Consider the following 24,294-nt stretch of genomic DNA (forward strand, 5'->3'; position numbering starts at 1 on the left):
GAGCCAAGATTTTAGAATCAAGATTTTCTTGGTGAAAATTTTACCATTAAGTAGTGTTAAGAAATTAAGATCATTAAGAATTTGTAAGCAAATTTTCTGCGTTTCAAAAAATCTTTAGATTTTTTTCTTTATGAAACTTAACTCCTTCATCTACCTAAATGGTAAAAAGTTTTTTAAAATCTATTCCTCTGATTTTGGACTAGTAACTTCCAATTTTCTTCTCTTTCTCCAGAAATAAAATCCTGCACCTAGAATTAAAAGAAATGGCCAAATAGCAAATAATCCTACAACGAAAGTTTGGATAAAATAGAAACCTTGCTGCAAAGCATTTTTTAACTCGTAGAAGAAATTCATTTGGTATTTTTGATCTACTCCTTTTGTATTTACTACCGCAATTTCGGCGGTTTTTATAGATGGCTCTTGGATGTAGATAGTTACACTGCTGTATTTTAAATCATCTGCTAATGTAATATTGCTTACATCTTGAGATTGTTGCTCGCTTAAATTTTGATTGATAAGGTCCACTTTATCCTTATCATTTTTCATTTTATCAATTACTTCTTGTGATTGCGCCAATTTCGCATTGGTTAAATCTGCAATTTTTGCATTATTCGTTACGTCTTCTGCAGAAATAATGCGGCTATTAAGAAACACTTTTTTATCATTGATGAATGTAAGAAACTGCCCAAGGTTTTCCGAAGGTACACGAACTTGCATGCTGTTTTCAGTCTGAAATTTCCGAACCAACATTGCGTTTTCATCAGATGTTGTGTAGGTTTTTTCGGAAAGAACTCTTGCATTTAGATTGCTAGAAGTTACAAAGCCTTTCAATTCTTGCAATTTTTTTTCGATGAAAATGCTACTTTCATACACATCTTTCACTTCCATATTTACATCAGCAGTTTTCACAAATTTTCTACCTTCCACAGTTTGAGAAGCTGCAACGGAAACACTATCCGAAACCATTTTTGCTTCGGTTGCAACATTGGAAGTTTCCATATTCATGGTAGATCCTTCGTGTTTTGCACAAGAAATAACAGAGATTGCGACTAAAGAAATTGCAAGTAAGTTTGTTTTAAATTTTTTCATGACGAATAATTTTGTGGGTTTGTATATCACAAATGTCGTCAGGAATTTTCTACAAACTTTGTATGGGCATTGTTTTGGACTTGTAAACTCGGATTTACAATTAAAAACTTCTGATAGCCAACGAATTGTATATTTATAAAAAATAAATATTTAACTAAAATTTATCAATTTATAGTATCATTACCCATTTATTAGGCAAAAAAAAGCCCGATATATTAACAATAATATATCAGGCTGCATTAGATTGTAAAGTGGTTTACTTTTCCAAGGCTAAAGCTATAACTTCGCTCATGGTTTTCACATAACTCACTTTCATATTTTTGATGTAGTCTTTCTTTATTTCTTCTACATCTTTTCTGTTGGCATCGCATAAAATTACTTCTTTTATTCCAGCTCTATTTGCCGCAAGAAGTTTTTCTTTGATACCACCAACAGGCAAAACTTTACCTCTCAAAGTGATTTCTCCCGTCATTGCGAGATGAGGTTTCACTTTTATATTTCTAAAACTAGAAACCATAGAAGTCAACATTGCAATACCAGCAGAAGGTCCATCTTTGGGTGTTGCTCCTTCTGGAACGTGAACGTGGATATTTTTTTCTTTAATATTTTCCGGAGAAATTCCAAGGTCTGCATATTTTGCCTTAATATATTCTAAAGCAATGGTTGCAGATTCTTTCATCACATTTCCGAGGTTTCCCGTCATTGTAAGGTTTCCTTTTCCTTCGCTCAAAATACTTTCTATGAAGAGAATATCTCCACCAACGCTTGTCCAGGCAAGACCAGTTACAACTCCCGGAACATCAGTTATTTCGCTTAAATTTTTCTGATGAGGCACTCCCAAAATTTCATCTATTTTTTCAATGGTTATTTTTGGATCGTATTCCTTTTCCATCGCCGTTTGCAAGGCAACCCAACGAGAAATAGCTGCTAATTTTTTTTCTAAACTTCTTACGCCACTTTCCGAAGTGTGTGCATCTATGATGTGTTTCAATTCTGCGGAGCCAAGTTTGTAGGATTGTGCAGTCAAACCATTTTCTGCCAATTGCTTTTTCATCAAATGTCTTTTGGCAATTTCTATTTTTTCTTCCAAAGTATAACCCGCAATTTGGATGATTTCCATTCTATCTAGAAGTGGAGATTGTATGGTAGAAAGTGTATTTGCGGTCGCGATGAACATTACTTTAGACAAATCATAGCCAAGCTCTAAATAATTATCATAGAAAGCATGATTTTGCTCTGGATCCAAAACTTCTAATAATGCAGAACTTGGATCTCCGTGTGCACTTGCGGTTACTTTATCTATTTCATCTAAAACAATCACAGGATTTGAAGTTCCAGATTTTTTGATAGATTGCAAAATTCTACCAGCCATCGCTCCAATATAGGTTTTTCTGTGACCACGTATTTCGCTTTCGTCATGCAAACCACCAAGAGAAACGCGTACATATTTTCTACCAAGAGAATCTGCAATAGATTTTCCGAGAGAAGTTTTTCCAACTCCTGGAGGACCAACCAAGCATAAAATGGGAGATTTCATATTGTTTTTCAATTTTAAAACAGCAATATGTTCCAAAATTCTTTTTTTGATATCTTCGAGACCGAAATGCGCTCTATCTAAAACTCTTTCAGCTTTCAAAATATCAAAAATATCTTTACTGTACTTCTCCCAAGGCAAATCTGTGAAGAAATCTAAATAATTTCTTTGCACATTATAATCCGGAGAATTAGGATGTTGCCTTTGTAATCTGCCCAATTCTTTTTCAAAATGTTCTTGAATTTCATCGTTCCATTTTATTTTACTGGCTTTCAGTTGCAATTCTTCTGCATCAGATTCTGCACCTCCGCCAATTTCATCTTGGATGGTCTTTATCTGCTGATTGAGGAAATATTCTCTTTGCTGCTTATCCAAATCTTTAGAAGTCTTAGCATGTATTTGGTTTCTCAATTCCAATTTCTGAAAATCCTCATGCAAAAGTTGATAGCATTTTGCAGCCCTTGTCGCAAGATTTTTCTCCGAAAGTAGCATTTGCTTATCTTCTGTTTTGAATTGTGCGTTGGTGCAAATAAAATTCAATAAATCTGAATGGTCTGTAATATTGCTAATCGCAAAATTTGCTGCATCTGGTATTGTCGCATCTTTAGAAACAATCTCTTTAGATAGGTTTCTTATATTATCCATTATCGCTTCAAACTCTTCCTTATTTTTGGCTGGTGTATCTTTTAGTTTGGTGATTTTTGCCTTAAAATAGGGTTTCGTTTGAGAAAATTCTTTTATTTTAAATCTTCCAAACCCTTTCGTGATTACCGTCACATTTCCTTCTGGCAGTTTTATTATTTTTATTATTTTGGTCAAGGTACCAATATCATATAAATCTGCAATTTCAGGATTTTCTACTGTAGAATTTTTTTGACTTAAAATTCCTATCAATTCACCTTTTTTTTGAGCATCTTCCAATAATTTGATAGAATTTTTTCTACCTGCCGTTATTGGTATTACCACATTCGGAAACATAACCATATTTCTCACAGCCAGAATCGGGAAGATGGTTTGTTTATCATCTTCTTTAGTTTCCATAAAATCTGCAATATTTATCTCTTCAGTTACAATACTAAAACCATCGTCTGCGATATCATCAAAATTGATGTCTTCAAATTCTTCCATATATATAAATTGGGTGACAGATTGTCACCAATATTTTTGTTATCGATTTATTAAAAAGTTTTCAATAACTATTAAAAACTACTTTATGTACATTCTCAATAGTTATGCCACTGGTTTTAATTATATAAAAGTAGCCAAATTTTCATTTTAAATTAATTTAAAAACATTTAATGTGAAAATTTATTTTAATTAAACGATTTCAAATTTCTCTAATAATTCAAAAAAGTGTATTTTCGCCCATTGATAAATAATACTATTTACTACTATGGCAATATTAGGAGAAATTAGAAAGAGACCAATCCTTTTAATGGGTATCATCGCACTTGCATTATTAGCATTTTTGGTAAACCCAGATACTTTTGACAAATTATTTGGAAAAAATCCAAGTGTGATGGGAAAAGTGAATGGAGAGGAAATTTCCAGAGACGAATACAATGATCAATTGTATGTAGTTCAACAACAAGCGCAACAGCAAGGGCAGCCTTCTACAGGATTAGAAGAACAAGCTTGGCAAATTTTGGTGCAAAGCAAATTGATCAAGCAGCAATTTGAAAAAATGGGTTTCACCATGACGGATGATTTCTTTTGGAGTCAACTTCAATTTGATCCAAATTTTGCGCAAGATCAAAATAATTTTGATGAAAAAGGAAACTTCAAACTGCAAGAAATTAAAGGAAGAGTAGAAGCATTGCAAACTAGTGGCCAAGTTGAAGCTTATAACCAATGGATGAAAAATAGAAAATCTATTGAGTATAGAATGATGTACAAGGAGGTTAGCACGAATATAAACTCTGGAATTACTGTAAGCAAAAAAGAAGCGCAGGAATTGATGAAGCAAAGAGATCAATTAGCAGATATAGACTATGTGCAAATTGACTATAACGCATTCAATAAAAAAAATCCAACAAAAGTAACCACAGAAGATCTGACAAACTATATAAAAAGGTTTCCTATCAGATACAAAACTGATGCTAGCGTGAACCTTGGAGTAGTATTTTTTCCAGCAAAACCAAGTGCTGGAGATGAAACCATTGTGAAAAATGATATCCAAAAATTGTTTGATGGAACTGCAGATGGAGTAGAAAATTTTCAGAATACAACTAATGATTCTACATTCATCACATTAAATTCTGAGGTACCTTTCAATAGCGCTTATATAGGTGCAGAGCAATTGCCACCAAGTATCGGCAATTGGGTGAAAACTGCAAGCGTTGGGCAAACTTTTGGTCCTTTCAAAGAACAAGAAGTATATGTAGTATCTAAATTAATAGGAAAAAAACCTTCAGATTCTTCTAGATCAAAGCATATTCTTATTGGTTATGCTGGGTCAGAAAGATCTACAGCTACAAGAACGAAAGAGCAAGCTAAAAAAATAGCGGATAGTCTATTATCAGTAATAAAAGCTACACCTGCAAAATTTGCGGAAGGTTTAAAATTATCTGACGAACCAAATGCAGTAGAGAGAGATGGAGAAATTGGATGGACAACTTCAGACCAACAAGGATTTGCACAAGGATATTTAGACTTCTTAAGTGCAAACCCATCAGGAACTTTCGGACTTGCAGAAACGCAATTTGGATATCACATCATCAACATTGAAGAAAAAAAATCTGGAGCAATGACGTATAAAGTTGCTAATCTTGTGAAATCTATTCGTGCATCACAAGCTACAACTGATGAAGTTGATAAAAAAGCAAGAAAATTTATACAGCAAATTGATGGCAAATCTTTCAATGATTTTGTGAATGTTGCAAAAAAAGGAAGTTTAAATTATTCTAATCCAAAAACAGTAAAACGTTTCCAAGGAAGTATAGATGGTTTGGGAACTGCAAAAGATGGAGAGGTAATATCTTGGGCTTTTGATAAAAAACGTGAAAAAGGAGATACAGATCTTGTAACCGTAGATGGAACAGGAGATAAAATAGTTGTTTTCTTAAATGGCAGACAAGACAAAGGTTTGGTAAACGGAGAATCTGTAAGAGACGAAATAGAAGCTACCGTGAAAAATGAACTGATTGCTAAAAAAATAATTGAAAAAATAAACGCATCTAAACCTAGTTCTTTAGATCAAGTTGCAAAAACTTTTGCTAGTGCAAAACAATCTGCTCAAGTGAATATGATTAATCCACAAGTAAACGGAATGTTGGAGCCAAAAATTGCTGGTGCAGCATTTGGAATTGCAAAAGGGAAAATTTCTCAGCCAATAGAAGGTATGACAGGAGTTTTCATGATTGTGAAAAAATCTGAAAGCGTAAACAAACAACCTGGCGAACTTGCAGAATTTTTGGAAAGTACAAAATCACGAAATGCACAAACTTTTAATCAACAATTTTTGAAAAGTCTACAAGACAATGCAGATATCAAAGATTATAGAATAGAGGTTTGGGATAAACAAGCTCAATAATTTCGTTAGAAATATAAAAACTAAAGCGACAATTTATTTTGTCGCTTTTTTTGTGAATCCAAGAAATACTTTCCCGTCTAGATTGCGTAAATTGTCTTATATTTGCTACCGAGAAAAATTTCAAAAGATAGAATCTCTTTAAGCGCTTGGTTTTTAACGATTTTTGCCGTTTGCAATACTATAAAATAAATAAAAATAATAGATAAAACTCTATATGAAAATAAGTAAAGAAATAAAAGCAGGTCTTATTGCTTTAATTGCTATAATAGGATTTGTGCTGCTCTACCAATTTATGAAAGGGAAAAGCCTTTTCACCACAGATGATGTTTATTACGCAAAATATGACGACGTAGAAGGATTAGAAGCTTCTAGTCCAGTATCTTTAAATGGATTGAAAGTTGGTCAGGTAGACAATATTATGCCTATTACAGATAAATCTGGAAAAATACATTTTGTAATAAAAGTAACGGTAGATGATGAATTTAAATTTCCAAAAGGCTCTACCTTAGAGATTTTTGAACCAGGCTTGATGTCTGGTAAACAAATGAGAATCAACATGGTATATGGTGGTCCTATTGCAAAAGATGGAGATACACTTTCTGGCGCTTACAAACCAAATATGCTGAGCGGACTTTCTTCACAGATAAAACCAGTAAAAGATCAATTGCAAAATGTTTTAGGCAGAATAGATTCTCTTACAAACAATGCAAACAAACTGGTAAATGATGGAAACAGAGCAGAAATTACATCTCTTTTAATAAATTTAAACAGAACAGTAGCCGCTTTTGAAAGCACTTCTAGAAATGCAAACGCTTTAATGTCCAATAATGATGGAAGAGTGCAAAAAGTACTAGACAATGCAAATCTTGCCGTACTTTCTGCAAATTCAGCTGTAGGAAAATATGGCAACCTTGCTGATAATATAGATGTGAAAAAGCTTAATAACACTGTAGATAATTTAGATAAAACAGTGAATAATTTAAATTCTGTAATTTCAGATATTAAAGGTGGTAAAGGAAGTTTAGGTAAAATGGTGAACGATGAACAATTGTATAACAATCTGGAACAAACATCGAAAAACTTGAACGATTTGATCATAGACTTAAAAACAAATCCAAAGAGATACATCAATATTTCAGTTTTTGGAAAATCAACTAAAGAATAAAACAATTCAATATGCAGTATATTGACAATATTATATTTTTAATAATTTTAATTGCAGGTTTCGGGCTTTTTTATAAAAGTTTGAAAGAAATCTATCGCAACATTCAATTAGGTAAAAACATCAACAGATCTGATAATCCTAGCAAACGTTGGGAAACAATGGGCCGCGTTGCAATGGGACAATCTAAAATGGTGAAACGGCCAATAGCTGGTATTTTACACGTTATTGTTTATGTAGGTTTTATCATCATCAATGTAGAATTAATAGAAATCATCATTGATGGAATTTTCGGAACACACCGTTTTCTCGCAGGTATTTTGGGAGATGGATTCTATTCATTTCTTACGGCAACCTTAGAAATTTTGGCAGTTTTGGTATTGATTGCGGTCATTTTATTCTTTATCAGAAGAAATTTCTACAGCATCAAAAGATTCCGAATGAAAGAACTTTTTGGTTGGCCAAAAGAAGATGCAAACTGGATTTTGATCATAGAAGCAGTCTTGATGGTTGCATTTCTTACGATGAATAGTTCTGATTGGGTATTGCAACAAAAAGGTGCGCTAGCTGCACACGGAAGTTTCCCTTTTAGTTCTAACATATTGGCGCCAATGTTTAATAATATCAGTGTATCTGCATTAGAAATTATAGAAAGATCAGCTTGGTGGCTTCATATTGTGGGAATCTTATTTTTCATGAATTATCTTTATTATTCCAAACATTTGCACATTATTTTGGCATTTCCAAACACTTGGTATTCCAATTTAAATCCCATGGGGAAATTTAATAATCTGGATTCCGTAACAGCAGAAATAAAATTAATGATGGATCCTAATGCAGATCCTTATGCAGCGGCGCCAGAAGTAGATCCAAATGCAACACCAGAAGTTTTTGGTGCAAGTGATATTTTCGATTTAAATAAAGTGCAACTTCTAAATGCCTATTCTTGTACGGAATGCGGAAGATGCACATCGGTTTGTCCAGCAAATATTACTGGGAAAAAGTTATCTCCAAGAAAGATCATGATGGATACGCGAGATAGAATGGAGGAAGTTGGTAAAAACATCAACAAAAACGGGAAATTTGTAGACGATGGCAAAAAACTGTTGGACGATCATATTTTGAGAGAAGAACTTTGGGCTTGTACAAGTTGCAATGCTTGTGTAGAAGCTTGTCCTATTTTGATAGACCCACTTTCCATCATTGTAGATATGCGTAGATATTTGGTCATGGAACAATCTGCTGCACCAAATGAACTCAATATCATGATGGCAAATGTAGAAAACAACGGTGCACCTTGGGCTTATAATCAAGCAGATCGTTTAAATTGGGCAACGGAATAAGATATTAATGTAACAATGTAGTAATTTAACAATGTAGCAAGTCCTTTTAATTGGTAACCTGTTCGTTGTTTAATTGGTAATTTAAATTATGGATTTCACTATAAAAACAATGGCAGAATATGCTGCCGAAGGAAAAATGCCCGAAGTATTATTCTTCGTAGGTTGCGCAGGAAGTTTTGACGATAGAGCTAAGAAAATAACCAAAGCTCTTTGCAAAATTTTGCACAAAGTTGGGGTAGAATTTGCTGTTCTTGGCAAAGAAGAATCTTGCAATGGAGATCCTGCAAAACGCGCGGGGAACGAGTTTGTTTTCCAAATGATGGCACATACCAACATCGAAATTTTAAACGGATATGGCGTAAAAAAAATCGTGACGGCTTGTCCGCACTGCTTTAATATCATCAAAAATGAATATCCTGGTTTAGGCGGAAATTATGAAGTGATGCATCACACACAATTTCTTAAACAACTAATGTCTGAAGGAAGATTGAAAATAGAAGGCGGCGCTTTCAAAGGTAAAAAAATTACTTTCCACGATCCTTGCTATTTAGGACGAGGAAATGGAGAATACGAAGCACCACGCCAACTTTTAGAAAAATTGGATTCAGAATTGGTAGAAATGAAACGTTGCAAATCTAATGGATTATGCTGCGGCGCTGGTGGAGCACAAATGTTTAAAGAACCAGAAAAAGGCGATAAAGACATCAATATAGAACGCACGGAAGAAGCTTTGAGCTTGCAACCAAACATTATCGCGACAGGTTGTCCTTTTTGTAATACAATGATGACCGACGGTATAAAACACTTCAATAAAAACGAAGAAGTAACCGTAAAAGACATTGCAGAATTACTGGCAGAAGCGGAAGATTTATAGCGTGAGAATAGCCAAAAACATACCTTATCTTTTAATCATTGTTTCTATAATTTTAATTATTTTCGAATTTTCTAGAAATAATTTCCAAATTAATGATACAACTTTGAACGACAATATTGTGAGTATTTTACTTTTAATAGTAGGTATTGGTTTACTTTTTAATATCAACAAAACGAGATAATTATTTTATCAATAAATATTTCTATGAAAAGTTTTCTGGCTATTTTTTTCCGATCATTATTTAAAATCAAATTTTTCTCCAAAAAATATTTCTTTTTCCACAAACATTTCTTTGGAAGACATCAAATCTTCAAAGGATTAGAAAAGGAAATTTTATATAGAAATAATATAAAAATTCATTTAGATTTAAACGATTGGATCCAACAGCAAATCTATTTTCTTGGAGACTACGAAAAAAACGAAATTGATTTTCTTTATCAATATTTAAAAGAAGGAGATACATTTGTAGATATCGGTGGAAACATCGGATTATTTTCGTTAAATGCATCTAAAATTCTTGAAAAAAGTGGTGAAATTTTCTCCTTTGAAGCCTTTCTTCCAAATTATAATATCTTCGGTGAAAATATAAAATTTAATAATTTCAACAATATTCACTTAGAAAATCTCGCAATTTCTGATGAGATTGGAAAATTAGAAATTTTCTATGATGATAATGAAAACAATGTTGGAATGGCCTCTGCATACCTCAAAGATTTTAATAAAAAACTAAGTGTAGATTGCACAACTTTAGATGAATTTGTAAAAGAGAATAAAATTTTAGAAATAAAATTGATAAAAATTGATATAGAAGGTGGAGAATACAAAGCTTTGATTGGAATGCAAAATGTTTTGAAAAATTTAAAACCAACACTAATAATGGAAGTAAATGATATAGCATTAAAAAATGCCAATCAGTCTGAGGCCATAATTATAGAACTTTTAGCGAAAATTGGCTATTCCAAAATTAAGGAATTAAGTAGAAATCAGAATTCTTACAATGCTATTTTTAAATTTAATGCCTAAATTTGTATCCGAATCATAAACTTTTGAAATGAAAATAGAAGCAACAACCATCACAGAAACAGAAGATTTTCGCATTATTATTTATCCAGCTTCCAGACCTTTTACAGCAAAAGAAGCAAAAATAATTACCGAAAAAATATTTGATTTTCTTCCAACTTGGGCAGCACATGGCAAACCACTTTCTGCTTCATTTAAAATTGTGAAAAATCAGTTTGTGATTATATCTGTAGACGAGGAGCAAGAAGCTGCTTCTGGTTGTAGCATAGATAGTCTTGGACAAATTTTTAGATCTTTAGACTCCGAATTTCAATTAGGATTTTTTGATAGAATGAAAGCAAGTTTCGTGGAAAATGACGAAGTAAAAACCATGAAATTACAAGATTTTCGTGCAGCTTTGAAAAATAAAGAAATCTCTGAAGAAATAGAAGTTTTTGATTTTTCTAAAAATACATACGTAGATTTTTTAAATAATTTCCTTTTACCATTGAAACAAAGTTGGGCAGGTATTTATATTAATTAAATTCCACATCTTCCAATTTGATAGTGAACAATTTTTCTGGAAATTGCATTTTGTCAAAAGTACTTTTTGTTAATTTTTCTTTTGTGAAAATAGCACACATCGTATTTTTTGGATGATACAGATATTGATGATTGTCTACACCTACTCCATCCAAAATAGCCTCAAAAACTTCATACCGTATTTTTTGCGCGCTATAAGCATAATCATGCCATACAACAATAGTATTTTCATGTATTAGATGTTGAAAAACTTTCTGAGTATCATTCAAAACCATATCATAAGAGTGATCTCCGTCTATAAATATAAGATCATATTTTTTATTTAAACTTTTAAAATCAAAAATTGAAGTATTGCCCGTTAAGTGCAGAATTTCGGGATTTTTCTTAGAAAGTATGGCGTGTTGTGCAGCATATTTTTCGCCTAAACCTATTTTTATTATATCCTCTTCAGCTAAATTTAGCGTTGTGCAATCTTTTGCATATTTCGCTACATTATGCACACTTTCGCCGCGCCAAGTTCCGATCTCAAAGTAAGAATTTACTGTTTCTCGATTTGCCAAAGTTGCCAAAAGTTGCAGATCCGTGATCAAAGAGCCACCATCAAGAAGAAAACTTTCGACAGTATTTACACTTCCTCTTTCATTTAAATCTTGAATATTAACCTGCGGTAAACTATTGAAATTAGGATATTTTTTCAAGAAATTTTCTTTGAAAACATCTTGACTATTAATCACTAAATTCAATAAATAGGGTTTCTGAAGAAAAATCTGAAAAAAACTGATGAATTTTTGAATCTTTTTAGGCATGTTAAAGTTAATTTGTGAAAAAACTGGTATGCTAACAAAGATAATATTTAAAAACTCAACATATTCTATTTTAATGCAGAAAACATTTGAGATTTATACGTCTCACCAATCGGAATTTCTTTTTCAGAAATAATAGTAACTGTTTTACTATTGAATTTTAAAATCTTGTCCAAATTGATAATGAAAGATTTATGAACTCTGGGGAAATTTTTCGGCAATAGTGTTTCTAATGATTTTAAAGTTTCTAGATAAACATACTCTTCACTTTCAGTTTTTATGCAAACATAATCTTTAATGCTTTCTATGCATAAAATTTCAGAAAAATTGATTTTTATTTGTTGTCCACCAGATTTTATAAAAAAGTAAGTGCTACCAGATTCATTTATTTGAAAATATTCTTGAGCTTTCAAGGTGCTTTTTTGGAAACGTTCAAAAGAAATTGGTTTTAATAAATAATCTACAACATTGTGTTCATAACCTTGTAAAGCATATTCGGAATAAGCGGTTGTTAAAATATATTTCAATTTTTCGCCTGAAATTTTCATGAAATCTATACCCGATAATTGCGGCATTTGAATATCTAAAAAAATTAGATCTACTTCATTATTTTTGATATATTCTAAAACTGAAATTGGATTTTCCGAAGAAAAAACTAAATCTAAATAGTTGATTTTCTGCACATATTTCTCTAGCAAAGAAATTGCCAAAGGTTCATCGTCAAGAATGATGCATTTTATTTTTTCCATCAATAATAAATTTATTATTCTGATATTTTTCGCAAATTTATTTTTAAATCTACTGTAAATTCAGTTTCAGATTCGATAATTTTTAATTGATGATTTTTTGGATAAAGAATTTTTAGCCGTTTTTCCACATTATCAATCCCAATTCCAGACACAGCATCTTTTCCCTTTTTATTTTTAAAATTATGAAGATAGAAATGCAATTTTTCATCTTGATCATTTATTTTTAAAATTAAACCTTTTTCTTTAAAATCTCCATGTTTGAAAGCATTTTCTACGAATGGAACTAAAAGCATGGGTGAAATTTCTAATTTCGGATGATTAATGTTATTCTCTATATTTAATAATTCAGGGTTTTTTATTCTTAATTTTTCGAGGGCAATCAAACTGTGAATATATCCAATTTCTTTTTCTAGAGGAATGTAATCTTTTTCTAAATCTTTTGTGCTGTACCTCAACAATTGGCTTAATTCCTCTATCGCCACCAATGCATTATCTGATTTTTGATAGACCAGTGAATAAATATTATTCAAAGAATTGAAAATAAAATGAGGGTTGATTTGAGATTTTAAAGCTTGAAGTTGAGCGTTTTTGGTCGTTGTTATTAATTCTTGTTTTTCTTTTTCAGAACTTGAAAACAATTTGAATAAACAAAAAACAGTACTTATGAAAATAGGTGCAGAACTCCAATATATATTGTTGTACAGATAATAACTGATGTTCACTTTTCCATTATAATTCCCATATCCAACTAACTTTGGAAGTAAAATTTCTTCGATTGAATATCTAACACATCCAAAAACTATAGCACTAATAAAAAATCCAATAACTACTTTATATAAGCGATTGACATCAAATAACTTTGGGACTACAAATAAATAATTGATGTAAAAGCATATAAAACTTGCAATAAAAAATGAAATATCAAGTAGAAGATATTTTTCATTATAGAAATAATGAGGAACAATAATACTTCCAATAAGATATAGAGCCCAAAAGAATAAATGTAGAAAAATAAAATCACGTTTTTTCATCTTCAAATTTAAAATTATTAAAACAAATAGAAATGTCAAATTCTACGAACATGCTATTTTATCCGATAAAAAATTAGTTAACAGATAAATATAATAGTTGGTCTAAAGTCGATTTTATTTGAAGTTAAACAGAATTAATTTTGTCCCATCAAAGCAAGATTCTATGACTATTAAATTTGATCAACATGAAAAAAATAATTATTCTACTCTTTACTATATTATTTCAAAATATTTTTTGCCAAACTAAAGATACTTTAACAAAAACAAAAAACATAGAAACTGTTACTATCAAAGGAAAGAAAAAAACCTTCGAAAGAAAAGTAGATCGTTTTGTTTATAATGTACAAAATTCCATGATTTCCGAGGGAAGTTCTGGAATAGAAGTTTTGGCAAGTACACCATTATTGAAAATAGATGAAGACAAAGGTTTGCTTTCTATTGTAGGAAAAAGTGGTGTTTCTGTAATGGTAAACGATAGAATGCTCCATCTTTCTGGTTCAGAATTAATGAATTACCTAAAAACAATTCGATCCGAAAATATTTTGAAAATAGAAGTGATTACTACACCACCTGCAAAATACGAAGCACAAGGAAATAGCGGAATCATTAATATCGTATTAAAGAAAAACCAAAATTTAGGATGGAATGGATATGCAAATTCGTATTTCAAACAATCTACCTATGCTGGTTTTGGTGGTTCTTTTGGATTAAACTTTCAAAATGAGAAAATAAAAACCTCGCTAAAGCTTCGAGGTTTTGATACAGACAAAAAATCAATAGAAAATTATAGTTTTATAGGAAATAATTCTGAAATAAGCCGAGACGAAAGACGAGATATGAATGATGGATTGGGATTAAATCTGACTTTTGATTACGCATCTTCAAAAAATAGCAACATTGGTTTTATCTATGATATTTCAAAAGAACATTTAAATATGGATATCAATTCAACGAGTAATTATTTCACCCAAAATATAAATACTTTAAATACTGAAACAGATGCTAAACATCTTTCTGATATCAAATCACAGCAATTAAATCTATATTATGATCAAAAATTTGGAGAACATCAACTGAGTTTCGCTGCTAATTATTATGGAAACACTCCAGAAACAAATGTGAATTTCACAACCACGGATTTGGAAAATACAAATCAGCAAACGGCAAAAAATCAATCAACAGTAGATTATCATATATATTCTGGACAAGCAGATTTATCTTTAAATTTTAAAAAAACACAAGTAGAAACTGGCTTAAAGTACAGTGAATTTTCTAACAATTCTGACATTAGGTATTTTGATTTAGTAAATAATGAATTTCTAAACAAGCCAGAAAAAAGTGATTTATTTACTTATAACGAAAGAAATTACGCTGCATATGGGAGTGCGAGCAAAAAATTTGGAGGGAAGTGGTCTGCAAAATTTGGACTCCGCTATGAATTTGCAGATACAAATGGTATTTCTCTATCTACACAGTTAAATTCTAAAAACAGCTACGGAAAATTGTTTCCGACGGCCTATATTTCTTATGAAGCCAATGACAATAATGAATTTAGCCTTAATTATTCTCGCAGAATAAACCGACCTTACTTTCGAGCTTTAAATCCGTTTCGATGGTATTCTAATCCCTACAATTATTCCACGGGAAATCCTGTTTTGCAAGCATCTTTTAATCATAATGTCGAATTTAATTATATTTTCAAAAGTAAATTTTCTGCAAATATATATTTTCAAAGAAGCGAAGATAATTTTGATCAACTCAGTTTTCTTGATGGAATTTATATGGTAAGTACCTTTCAAAATTATTTTAATCAAAACTCGTATGGCATCAATCTCAACTATTCTGATTCTTTTTTTAAATTTTGGGAAACAAATCTCTCTACATCTTACAGTTATAACAATACCCAAATTTTCAATTTTGATGCGATACCACAAAATGGGCAATCTTTCTATTATGCGACAAACAATACATTTCAACTTAATAAACAAAAAACTGTCTTTTTATCGTTGAATTATTGGCAAAGCCTTCCCTCAAAAAGCGGAAATGAATTTTCTGAAAATAGCGCCAATTTAAGTGCTGGAATTAAAATGAATTTATTGCAAAAAGCTTTACAAGTGAATCTTTCTATTAATGATGTTTTTCGACAATCTGGATATAGAGGAACAATCTATTTTGCAGATAATCTACAAACTTTCAATAATTATTGGGATGCAAGAAAATTCACCTTTAGTGTAACCTACAATTTCGGCAACGAGAAATTGAAAGCCAAAAATCGTGCAATAGATTTTGATGAGAAAGATAGAGCACAATAAATTTTGTAACATTTACGATAATTCTTTGTCTAATAAGCTTTAAACAATCCTATGAATTCTAAAAATCTACTTTCTTCTATATTACTGCTTTCGGCAAGTTTCTATTTCGGGCAAGAAAAACCTGTGGAGAAATCTACAGAAAAAGTTGCAGATATTGAAGCCGTAACCATCACCAAAACGAAAAAAGCGGTAGAACAAAAAGCAGATCGTACCATCTTTGATTTCTCGGAACAGGCCAAATTAAATTCTGGAACTTTGATGGAAGGCGTGAAGAAATTGCCTGGTTTGGTGGTTACGGATATTGCTGGTATGATGTACCAAGGAAAAATTCTGGAGGTATATATGGATGGTCGCCCATTAAATATCAACAGTACAGAATTAACAGCTTTTCTAGAAGGAATGCCTGCAAATGCAGTAGAAAAGATAGAAGTCATCACGCAACCGGGCGCAGAATTTCCTGCAACTTCTGGTGGTGCAATTTTGAATATCATTACGTCAAAAAATGCAAAAAATTATCTTTCGGCTACGTATTCCGGAAATTACACCTTCACAAATTATGATAAATGGAAAAGTAGAACCAACAATTCTATCAACCTAAATGCAAGAAATAAATATTTTGGTTGGCAATTAAACGTTGGCGAAAATTATAGAGAAAGTTTGTTGCGTGGTGAAATTGACGATATTTCTAAAACAAATACAGATAGAATTGGCCGTGGATATTTTGCCAAAGCTGCAATTACCGTAGATCTTGGCAAAGATAGATTGCTTTTAAACTATGATATTTACCATAATAATAATGACAATTATACATTAAGCAATGGTAGATTTAACGGCATCAATTTTCAAACAAACGATGCGGCAAATAGTTTCAATATTCGTCAAGAAGCAGTAGTTTCTTATCAAAAAAGATTTGAAGATAGAGACAAAAAATTAGATTTTAAAGGCTCGTATAGTAATTCAAACAATGATTTTGCGCAGAATAGTTTAGTATCTAAACAAATATTGTTAGATAATACCTCTCATTTCAGTGTATATAATTTTAAAGTAGATTACAATCAAGCGTTAAATATTTTAGAAAAAGGAAAATTCAGCATAGGAGCTTTAGCAGAGCAGCAAGATTTTGATACTTCTAGTTTTGGCATTACCAATTTAGACTACAAAAGACAAACGCTTTCTGCCTACACAGAACTGCAAACTTCTTACAAGAAATTTGATTTCATCCTTGGTACAAGAGCAGAAAATTATGATATTTCTGGAACTACAGTTTCTACAAACAACGGAAATTCATCAACCCAAAATTTAATTCCATTTCAGAAATTTAAGCTTTTCCCGAATGCAAGTATTTTGTATAATGTTGCTAACCAGATACAACTATCTGCAAATTATAACAAAAAAATCAATTTGCCGAGTATTTCTAATTTGAACCCAAACAATACCACTTTTCAAAATCCGAACTCTATAGTTTCTGGAAATCCAAATTTGCAACCCACAATTTTTGATAATTATGAAGTGAAACTCTCCGCTTTCGATTATGCCTTTATTGGATATAATGTAACATCCAACAAAAATCAAGTAGCGCAATTGGTGAGCAGAAGTGGAGATGTGATTTCCAATACGCAGATTAATATTCCAGAAATGCAGATGCACAATTTCAATGTTGGCTTGCCAATTCCATTGATGCTCTTCACCAAACCATTGAGCGAAATCATGAAATTTGAATTCAACCCAGATAAAATTAACTTCGTTTATTTGTATGCATCTTGGCAGAAGCAAGTAATTCCAAATTTGGATACCAAAGGATATGTTGTTTTGAATGCCAATGCGCAAATATTACTACCGAAAGAAATAACATTAAATGTCAATTATTTTATACTTTCACCGAAAGGAAATTTCTACTACTTTCAACCGATAAAACCCATTGGGAATAATATAGACATCACTTTATCCAAAAAATTCTTGGCAGATAAATTGAGCCTTTCAATTTTTGCGAATGATATCTTCAACAGCAATGTAACTTCTATAAAATCTATTGCAAGTGCTCCAAACGTATTTTTGAATAATAAAAATGATAGCAGAAGTTTTGGCTTATCTGTAAATTATAAATTGCCAACTAAGAATAAATTGGCAAAAGAAGATCCAAATTTATTAAACAAATCTAAATCTGAAGGAGAAGGCGGATTGATACCAGCGCAATAATTTCTCAAATTTTAAATAAAATAAATCCTCTTGTATAGGCGAGAGGATTTTTCGTTAAATTTGAACCATGAATGTAGAAAAAATAAAACATCCTTTCACAAATATATTTCCTGGAGATTTCTCTGGTAATACGATGCAAAGACAAACCAAAAATATTCTTTTCACTACGGTAAAGCCTGTAGAATTTTCAGATTATTCTCTTTTGCATTTTAATAGTCATTTAGCCGAAAATATAGGTCTAGGAAAATTTAGTAAAGAAGATATTCCCTTTCTTGCCGCACAAAATTTACCAGAAAATATAGAACCATACGCTACTACTTATGCAGGGCATCAATTTGGAAATTGGGCAGGGCAATTGGGAGATGGTCGTGCTATCTATGCTGGAGAAATAAAAGCAGATTCTGGAAATTCTACAGAATTGCAATGGAAAGGTGCAGGTGCAACTCCATTTTCTCGCTCTGCAGATGGACGTGCCGTTTTGCGATCTTCTATCCGAGAATATTTGATGAGCGAAGCCATGCATCAACTTAATATCCCAACAACAAGAGCTTTAAGCATTTGCTACACTGGCGAAAAAGTACTGCGTGATATTATGTACAGCGGAAATCCTGCATACGAAAAAGGTGCTGTAATTCTACGAACGGGTGAAAGTTTATTGCGTTTTGGCCATTTTGAATTAATATCTGCACAAAAAAACATTCCTCTATTAAAGCAATTAACAGATTTTACCATAGAAAATTATTTTCCAGAAATTTCTACCACCGGAGCTCAAAAATATAAAGATTTCTTTGAATCTGTTTGCAAAAAGACCGCAATACTAATGGTAGATTGGCTTCGCGTCGGTTTTGTACACGGCGTGATGAATACAGACAACATGTCGATTCTTGGTTTGACGATCGATTATGGCCCTTATTCTATGGTTGATGCTTTTGATCTAAATTTCACTCCAAATACTACAGACTTGCCAGGAAGAAGATACGCTTTTGGCAAGCAAGCCCAAGTTTCGCAATGGAATCTTTGGCAATTGGCGAATGCGCTGCAACCTTTGATTGAAGATGCGGATTTTTTGCAAAAAATATTAGAAGATTATAGTTCTTATTTTTGGGAATTGAATGACAAGATGATGGCAAACAAATTTGGATTGAACGAAGTTTTGCCAGAAGATGAAAAATTTTTCATAGAAAGTCAAAAATTGATGACGGATCTGGAATTAGATTATACTTTGTTCTTCCAACATCTAGAAAAATATGTGGAAGAAAAGACCTACGATTTGCCGTTAGAAGAAATTTCTTACAAAATTTTGAATGATGACGACATTAGAAAATATGGCGATTTCCTATTTTTATATTCCACAAGATTATCAAAAAATACAATTTCAAAAAGAGAATCTTTAGCCTTAATGGAAACCGCAAATCCAAAATTTATTTTGCGAAATTATCTGCTTTTTGAATGTATAGAGGAATTAAACGAGGGAAAATACGAGTTGTTTAATGAGCTTTGGGAAGCACTACAAAATCCATACAAAGAAATTTTTCCAAAGTTTTCTACAAAAAAACCCGAAAAGTATAATGAAGTAGCAGGTTGCTCTATGCTTTCTTGCAGTTCTTAATTTGAATTTGGAACGCGGAGTCGCAGAGATTTTTTTTACTTTTATACTGTTCACTTACTTCGCAGAGGCATTTCACCTAGCAAAGTATTGAGCATTTAGTTGTAAGGAAGTACATTTAAAGCATGGAATTGTGATTTTAAATTTTTAATAAGATCGAAAAAATTTACTTTATGCTTTTTCTCTGCCAAATGAAGTGGCTCTGCGAAACAATTTTTTCAAACAATGTTAAAAAACTCTGCGTTCAAAAATCCTAACTATTTGTTAAATAAATGAATAAAATAAAATCATTTTTAGTTTCATTATTAAAATTAATCTTCCCTTCCACGAAATTGGAAGCACTTATTTTTGCTTTTTATTTCGTTCTTTTTGGGATTTTAGGAAGATACATTGCACTGCATTATTTTATTATTTTTGATGATAGAATTCCGTGGGATGCCTATTTTAGTTTTGACAATAGAGCAATTGTAAGAACTGGAGGCGGATTTGAGCGGCATCCTTTATCCAATTATTTTTTTGAAGTTATTAGAAATATCTCCTTCTATTTCTCTGGCGGGAAAGTAAATTTCATCTTCAAAATGGTTTTGGCAACATGCAGCAATCTAGCTATTTCATTAAGTATTGTTCAAATTTTTAAATATTTGAAAAATATAATTCAACTTCCGACGTGGATTTCTATAGTATTGATATTATTTTTCTCGCTTTTTTCTACTACCATTCTACTTTCGTTTACTCCAGAAACCTATACTTACAGCCTGTTTTTTTTAATTCTATTTAATTATTACGCTGCGCAAAATTTAAAAACCGATAAAAAGGTTGATGGAACTGCACTTACTTTCGCAGGAGTTTTCATTGGAGGATTAACGATTACTAATATTGTGAAAATTTATATTCCTATATTATTTGAAAAGAATATTTTCTGGAATTGGAAGAAAAACGGGAATGCTGTAGGCAGAATTTTCATTTCCGTGGCGGTTTTCGCACTGCTTTTTATGTATAGAATAAATTTTGATTTTCTTAAATTTTTAAATAAATCTGGGGAGCAACTAGATAAATTTTCTAAACCAAAAATAGTTCCGCTTTGGGATATGATCGCATCTTGGTTCTTTGGTGGAAATATTTTATTTTCAAGGTTGGAAACGCGAGATTATCACAGCAAAATTGGCTTTAAATACAAAGCGCTTTTTATGGACGTTTACACATCTTGGCTTCCGTATATTTTCGTAGTGATTTTGCTTATTTTAGTATTTTGGAGCTACTTTAAAAATTTTAAAAATAAATTTGTGCAAATTTTGATGATTTCCTTTTTTGTAGATATTGCAGTTCATTGCTTTTTAAAGTTTGGCTTGCATACCTCTTACATTTACGGCGGTCATTTTGTTTATATATATCCATTATTGTTGGGTTGGCTTTTTCATGCGTACCGAAAATCTGCCAACGTTTTATCTTTGTTAATGGTAGTTTTAATATTATTGACAGGCTTTTTATTGATGAATAATATTTATAGGATGCAAGAATTTTTCTTGTTTTTGGAGATGTTTTATAAAGTATAGATATTGTTTCATCTAAAATTAGCAGCATTGTTAGTCGTGTGCAATTGGAATTTCTAAATAACTATCATTGTAAAACTTAATTTCCAAAGGCTCTCCTGCGTCTTCTATAGATTCCTTGCTCACTTCTTTTCCGGAACCGTAATTTATCTCTGTGTAAGGATCTTTGCTCACACCAACTACAGCAACAATTCTGCTACCTTTCTCAATTATTTTACTGATGAATTCATTGTTTCCAATAGGTACCGCAGTTTTTTTATTTGGAATTAACAAAACTCTCTTTTCAGGGTTTTTTGAATAACTGGCTCTTCCGTAATAAGTTGAAAGAAGCATGTATTTTCCATTTTTCAATAGTTCATATAACTGAACATGCAAATCAACATCTTTCTTATTAATTGAGATATTCAGGTTTCCAGAAAAATTACCTGTAAATTCAAATGGTTCTTCAAAAACTACGGTACTGTATACGAGGTCGTTTTTACTGTAGATTTTATCTTTTAAAATTCCATTTTCACTATCCAGAATTTCATTTGCATCACTTCTATCTTTAAAATCAATTTTTAATTTAGAAAATTCTTCTGCATTAGATAACTTTGTAGAAAGTTGCAATTGTTTGTTTTTCTTTTCAAGATAAAATTTCAAACGATGCTCTTCAAACTTATCCATAGAAGAAGTGCTTTTCCATTGATTAGTTCCCATCACTTGGTAGTTTATTTTGTCTTTCAAAAATGAAGGTTTTTCTTTACCTTTCAAAATATAATCAAACCATTCCATACAGATTTCATCTAATTTAATTTCCGAAACGGCATCAATTTTATAGCCAGATAATTCAGATTTAATATTTCCTTGTGCTCCGGCATGATCATAGGGACCTATAATCAAATAATGATTTGCATTCTTATTATATTTATAATGATTTTTGAAGTAATATAAAGCACCCAATTGATCTGCGTCATAGTATCCTGTAGTCGTTAATACTGGAATAGTGATTTTAGAAAATTCATCTTTGTAGGGAATCATCCTTTGCCAAAACGCATCATAAGTTGGATGTTGCAACCAACGTTGAAATATTTCATTTTCATTTCCACTTATAGAATCCAATTTATTAAAAGGCAATCCGCTTTCATACCATTGTTTATATACAGAATTCCATTTTTTTACATCTCTGAAACTTTTAGTATCCGTGGTTTTATTGTTTGTTACATAATTTAACCATCTTAAAACATAGGATTGAAATACATTATTATTCATTGGAAAATCAATAGTTCCAATACCAACTGATGCTTGTGGGATAATAGTTTTCAATGCAGGATGTAGTTTTTTTGTTGCAGCCCATTGGCTAAAACCTAGATAACTACCGCCAATCATTCCCACTTTTCCATTGCTCCAAGGTTGTTTTATAATCCAGTCTATTACCTCATTGATGTCATCTTGCTCATGTTCAAAAGGTTCAATTTTATCGTTGCTTAAATTTTTTCCTCTTGTATAAATATAAACACAATTGTAGCCATCACTTGTTTTTACTTTGGCATCATTGATATCGTCTTCATCTGCATAGATATTATTAACAATTATGGTAGATTCCGGTTTCTTGATTTTGTTATTTAGTATTACTCGAATTGATATTTCATTTCCTGTTTTTGTTTTAATTAGAACACTGTCTTTTACGGTAAAGTTTTCATTATCAAATTCTTTTAAATATTGATTTGCAAGATGAAGAGATTTATTAATAATAAGAAATCCGTTATAATTTCTACACAACTCCAAAGCTGTAGTTATACTAATACTATCCTTTCCCATAAACTCTTTCTTCAACAGATCAACAATATTTTTCTTAAATTCTTCACTATCTCCTTTAAAATAAAGAGGTAATACAATCTTCGATTTAATAGGAAGAGAATTGTAAATATTGTTAAATTCACTTTCATACACTGTTTCGAAATCGTTTTTAGAATTTGGATGCAACATTGTTTTAATATAAATCTCGTGTTGTACGCCGATAATTCTGGCACTTAAAGGATTACTTTTAGAATAAATATTTCTTAAAGAATCCAATTGCTTCATAGCTAAATCATATTTCCCTGCAACCGTATTTATCCGGAAAATATTATCGAAGTATGTACTTTTGTCTTTTTCAACATATTTCTGAGGTATTTCTGCAGATAGATATCGTACCAAGCTTTCAATATTATCAAAATCAATTTTTTCAAATTGTTTTATTGAGATATTTTGAGAAAAAGATAGTGAATAGATAAATACTAAAAGGGCGGAGAAATATGTTTTCATGTGGATGTATTAAACAAAAAAAATCAGTAATTTATATTTCAAAATTACTGATTATTTAAATTATTGATATTTTAATTTACAAGAAATATAATAGTTACAAATTTTCTACTTCCCTTCCGCACAAAAAATATTATAGGGAACGCTAACGGCACTTTTGAATTCACCGCGGATACTCTTTAAATCGGAAGCGGCACTGCTTTTCGTGAAATAACTGCCAGCTAAAATTTTATAATTTGGTCTCAGAGAAGCGTCTGTTTCTACTTTCAATCTAGGAAATCTTCTGCGGAAATAGGCTTTTACTTCATTGGCTTCGTCATTACTCTTCACAACAGCAATTTGAATCTTATACCCAGCAATTCTAGGATTGTTTCTACAAATTTCCGCATTGGTTAATGCTCGATCTGCAACATAAATTTTCTTTTTTGTAGTTCCCGAAGAAATATTTTTTGATAAAGTATTGGAAGAAGCCTTCTCGCAAAAATCTTCTAATTTATCAAAATCGCTCACTAATTTTTGATCCATAGAGATTTTTAATTCTGTACCAGACAGCGTATCAACTTTCATAACTTGCTGAGCAAAGGTTGAATAAGAAAATAAAATAGTGCAGATAAGTATTGCTTTATGTAGGGAATTCATTGTATATTTATTTACTGCAAATTTAAGATAAATTAAAATTAAGGCAAGC

17 protein-coding genes are annotated in these 24,294 nt (G+C 31.4%); 10 read left to right on the plus strand and 7 right to left on the minus strand.

Features of this window, described 5'->3' with window-relative positions; all coding sequences use genetic code 11:
* Positions 1 to 180: 180 nt before the first annotated feature.
* Positions 181 to 1,089, minus strand: coding sequence for a DUF4349 domain-containing protein (locus HNQ03_RS00360; protein ID WP_173777652.1), 909 nt, complete (start codon positions 1,087 to 1,089; stop codon positions 181 to 183).
* Between the two features lie 256 nt (positions 1,090 to 1,345).
* The gene (lon, locus tag HNQ03_RS00365) at positions 1,346 to 3,751 is read right to left on the minus strand and encodes an endopeptidase La (RefSeq protein WP_173777653.1); all 2,406 of its coding nucleotides are present in this window, start codon (positions 3,749 to 3,751) and stop codon (positions 1,346 to 1,348) included.
* Between the two features lie 265 nt (positions 3,752 to 4,016).
* Between lon and HNQ03_RS00370 the strand changes: the two genes are divergently transcribed.
* The 6 genes from HNQ03_RS00370 to HNQ03_RS00395 all read left to right on the plus strand — a co-directional run bounded on the left by HNQ03_RS00370 (position 4,017) and on the right by HNQ03_RS00395 (position 11,077).
* Positions 4,017 to 6,155 (plus strand): peptidylprolyl isomerase, encoded by a 2,139-nt coding sequence (locus HNQ03_RS00370; protein ID WP_173777654.1) that lies wholly within the window; start codon positions 4,017 to 4,019, stop codon positions 6,153 to 6,155.
* Positions 6,156 to 6,369: 214 nt separating this feature from the next.
* Positions 6,370 to 7,320 (plus strand): MlaD family protein, encoded by a 951-nt coding sequence (locus HNQ03_RS00375; RefSeq protein ID WP_173777655.1) that lies wholly within the window; start codon positions 6,370 to 6,372, stop codon positions 7,318 to 7,320.
* 11 nt (positions 7,321 to 7,331) lie between these two features.
* Entirely contained in the window at positions 7,332 to 8,660 is a 1,329-nt protein-coding gene (locus HNQ03_RS00380) for a (Fe-S)-binding protein (RefSeq protein ID WP_173777656.1), read from the plus strand.
* 88 nt (positions 8,661 to 8,748) lie between these two features.
* Complete coding sequence (locus tag HNQ03_RS00385) at positions 8,749 to 9,534, plus strand: (Fe-S)-binding protein (RefSeq protein ID WP_173777657.1); 786 nt, start codon at positions 8,749 to 8,751, stop codon at positions 9,532 to 9,534.
* Positions 9,535 to 9,738: 204 nt separating this feature from the next.
* Entirely contained in the window at positions 9,739 to 10,557 is an 819-nt protein-coding gene (locus HNQ03_RS00390) for an FkbM family methyltransferase (RefSeq protein ID WP_173777658.1), read from the plus strand.
* Positions 10,558 to 10,585: 28 nt separating this feature from the next.
* Positions 10,586 to 11,077, plus strand: coding sequence for a hypothetical protein (locus tag HNQ03_RS00395; RefSeq protein WP_173777659.1), 492 nt, complete (start codon positions 10,586 to 10,588; stop codon positions 11,075 to 11,077).
* On the opposite strand, the gene HNQ03_RS00400 is transcribed toward HNQ03_RS00395, so the two are convergent.
* The 3 genes from HNQ03_RS00400 to HNQ03_RS00410 form a co-directional block, all read right to left on the minus strand.
* Positions 11,070 to 11,810: a class I SAM-dependent methyltransferase gene (locus HNQ03_RS00400; protein ID WP_317170335.1), complete on the minus strand. Its 741-nt coding sequence runs from the start codon at positions 11,808 to 11,810 to the stop codon at positions 11,070 to 11,072. The genes HNQ03_RS00395 and HNQ03_RS00400 overlap by 8 nt on opposite strands.
* A gap of 137 nt (positions 11,811 to 11,947) precedes the next feature.
* Complete coding sequence (locus HNQ03_RS00405; RefSeq protein ID WP_173777661.1) at positions 11,948 to 12,628, minus strand: LytR/AlgR family response regulator transcription factor; 681 nt, start codon at positions 12,626 to 12,628, stop codon at positions 11,948 to 11,950.
* 14 nt (positions 12,629 to 12,642) lie between these two features.
* Complete coding sequence (locus tag HNQ03_RS00410) at positions 12,643 to 13,659, minus strand: sensor histidine kinase (RefSeq protein WP_173777662.1); 1,017 nt, start codon at positions 13,657 to 13,659, stop codon at positions 12,643 to 12,645.
* A gap of 185 nt (positions 13,660 to 13,844) precedes the next feature.
* On the opposite strand from HNQ03_RS00410, the gene HNQ03_RS00415 reads away from it, so the two are divergent.
* From HNQ03_RS00415 to HNQ03_RS00430, 4 genes are all read left to right on the plus strand, one after another.
* Complete coding sequence (locus HNQ03_RS00415; RefSeq protein WP_173777663.1) at positions 13,845 to 15,971, plus strand: outer membrane beta-barrel family protein; 2,127 nt, start codon at positions 13,845 to 13,847, stop codon at positions 15,969 to 15,971.
* Between the two features lie 51 nt (positions 15,972 to 16,022).
* Complete coding sequence (locus HNQ03_RS00420; protein WP_173777664.1) at positions 16,023 to 18,167, plus strand: TonB-dependent receptor domain-containing protein; 2,145 nt, start codon at positions 16,023 to 16,025, stop codon at positions 18,165 to 18,167.
* Between the two features lie 67 nt (positions 18,168 to 18,234).
* Positions 18,235 to 19,776 (plus strand): protein adenylyltransferase SelO, encoded by a 1,542-nt coding sequence (locus HNQ03_RS00425; RefSeq protein ID WP_173777665.1) that lies wholly within the window; start codon positions 18,235 to 18,237, stop codon positions 19,774 to 19,776.
* 278 nt (positions 19,777 to 20,054) lie between these two features.
* A complete protein-coding gene (locus tag HNQ03_RS00430; protein ID WP_382404967.1) occupies positions 20,055 to 21,326 on the plus strand; it encodes a DUF6080 domain-containing protein in 1,272 nt (423 codons plus the stop codon).
* Positions 21,327 to 21,356: 30 nt separating this feature from the next.
* Here the strand turns inward: HNQ03_RS00430 and HNQ03_RS00435 are convergent, their stop codons facing one another.
* Together HNQ03_RS00435 and HNQ03_RS00440 are read right to left on the minus strand one after the other, a co-directional pair.
* Positions 21,357 to 23,609, minus strand: a complete 2,253-nt coding sequence (locus HNQ03_RS00435; RefSeq protein ID WP_173777667.1) for a CocE/NonD family hydrolase — start codon at positions 23,607 to 23,609, stop codon at positions 21,357 to 21,359.
* A gap of 105 nt (positions 23,610 to 23,714) precedes the next feature.
* Positions 23,715 to 24,245: an SPOR domain-containing protein gene (locus HNQ03_RS00440; RefSeq protein WP_173777668.1), complete on the minus strand. Its 531-nt coding sequence runs from the start codon at positions 24,243 to 24,245 to the stop codon at positions 23,715 to 23,717.
* Positions 24,246 to 24,294 lie beyond the last annotated feature (49 nt).

The sequence above is a fragment of the Frigoriflavimonas asaccharolytica genome (assembly GCF_013294015.1).
GTDB lineage: Bacteria > Bacteroidota > Bacteroidia > Flavobacteriales > Weeksellaceae > Frigoriflavimonas > Frigoriflavimonas asaccharolytica.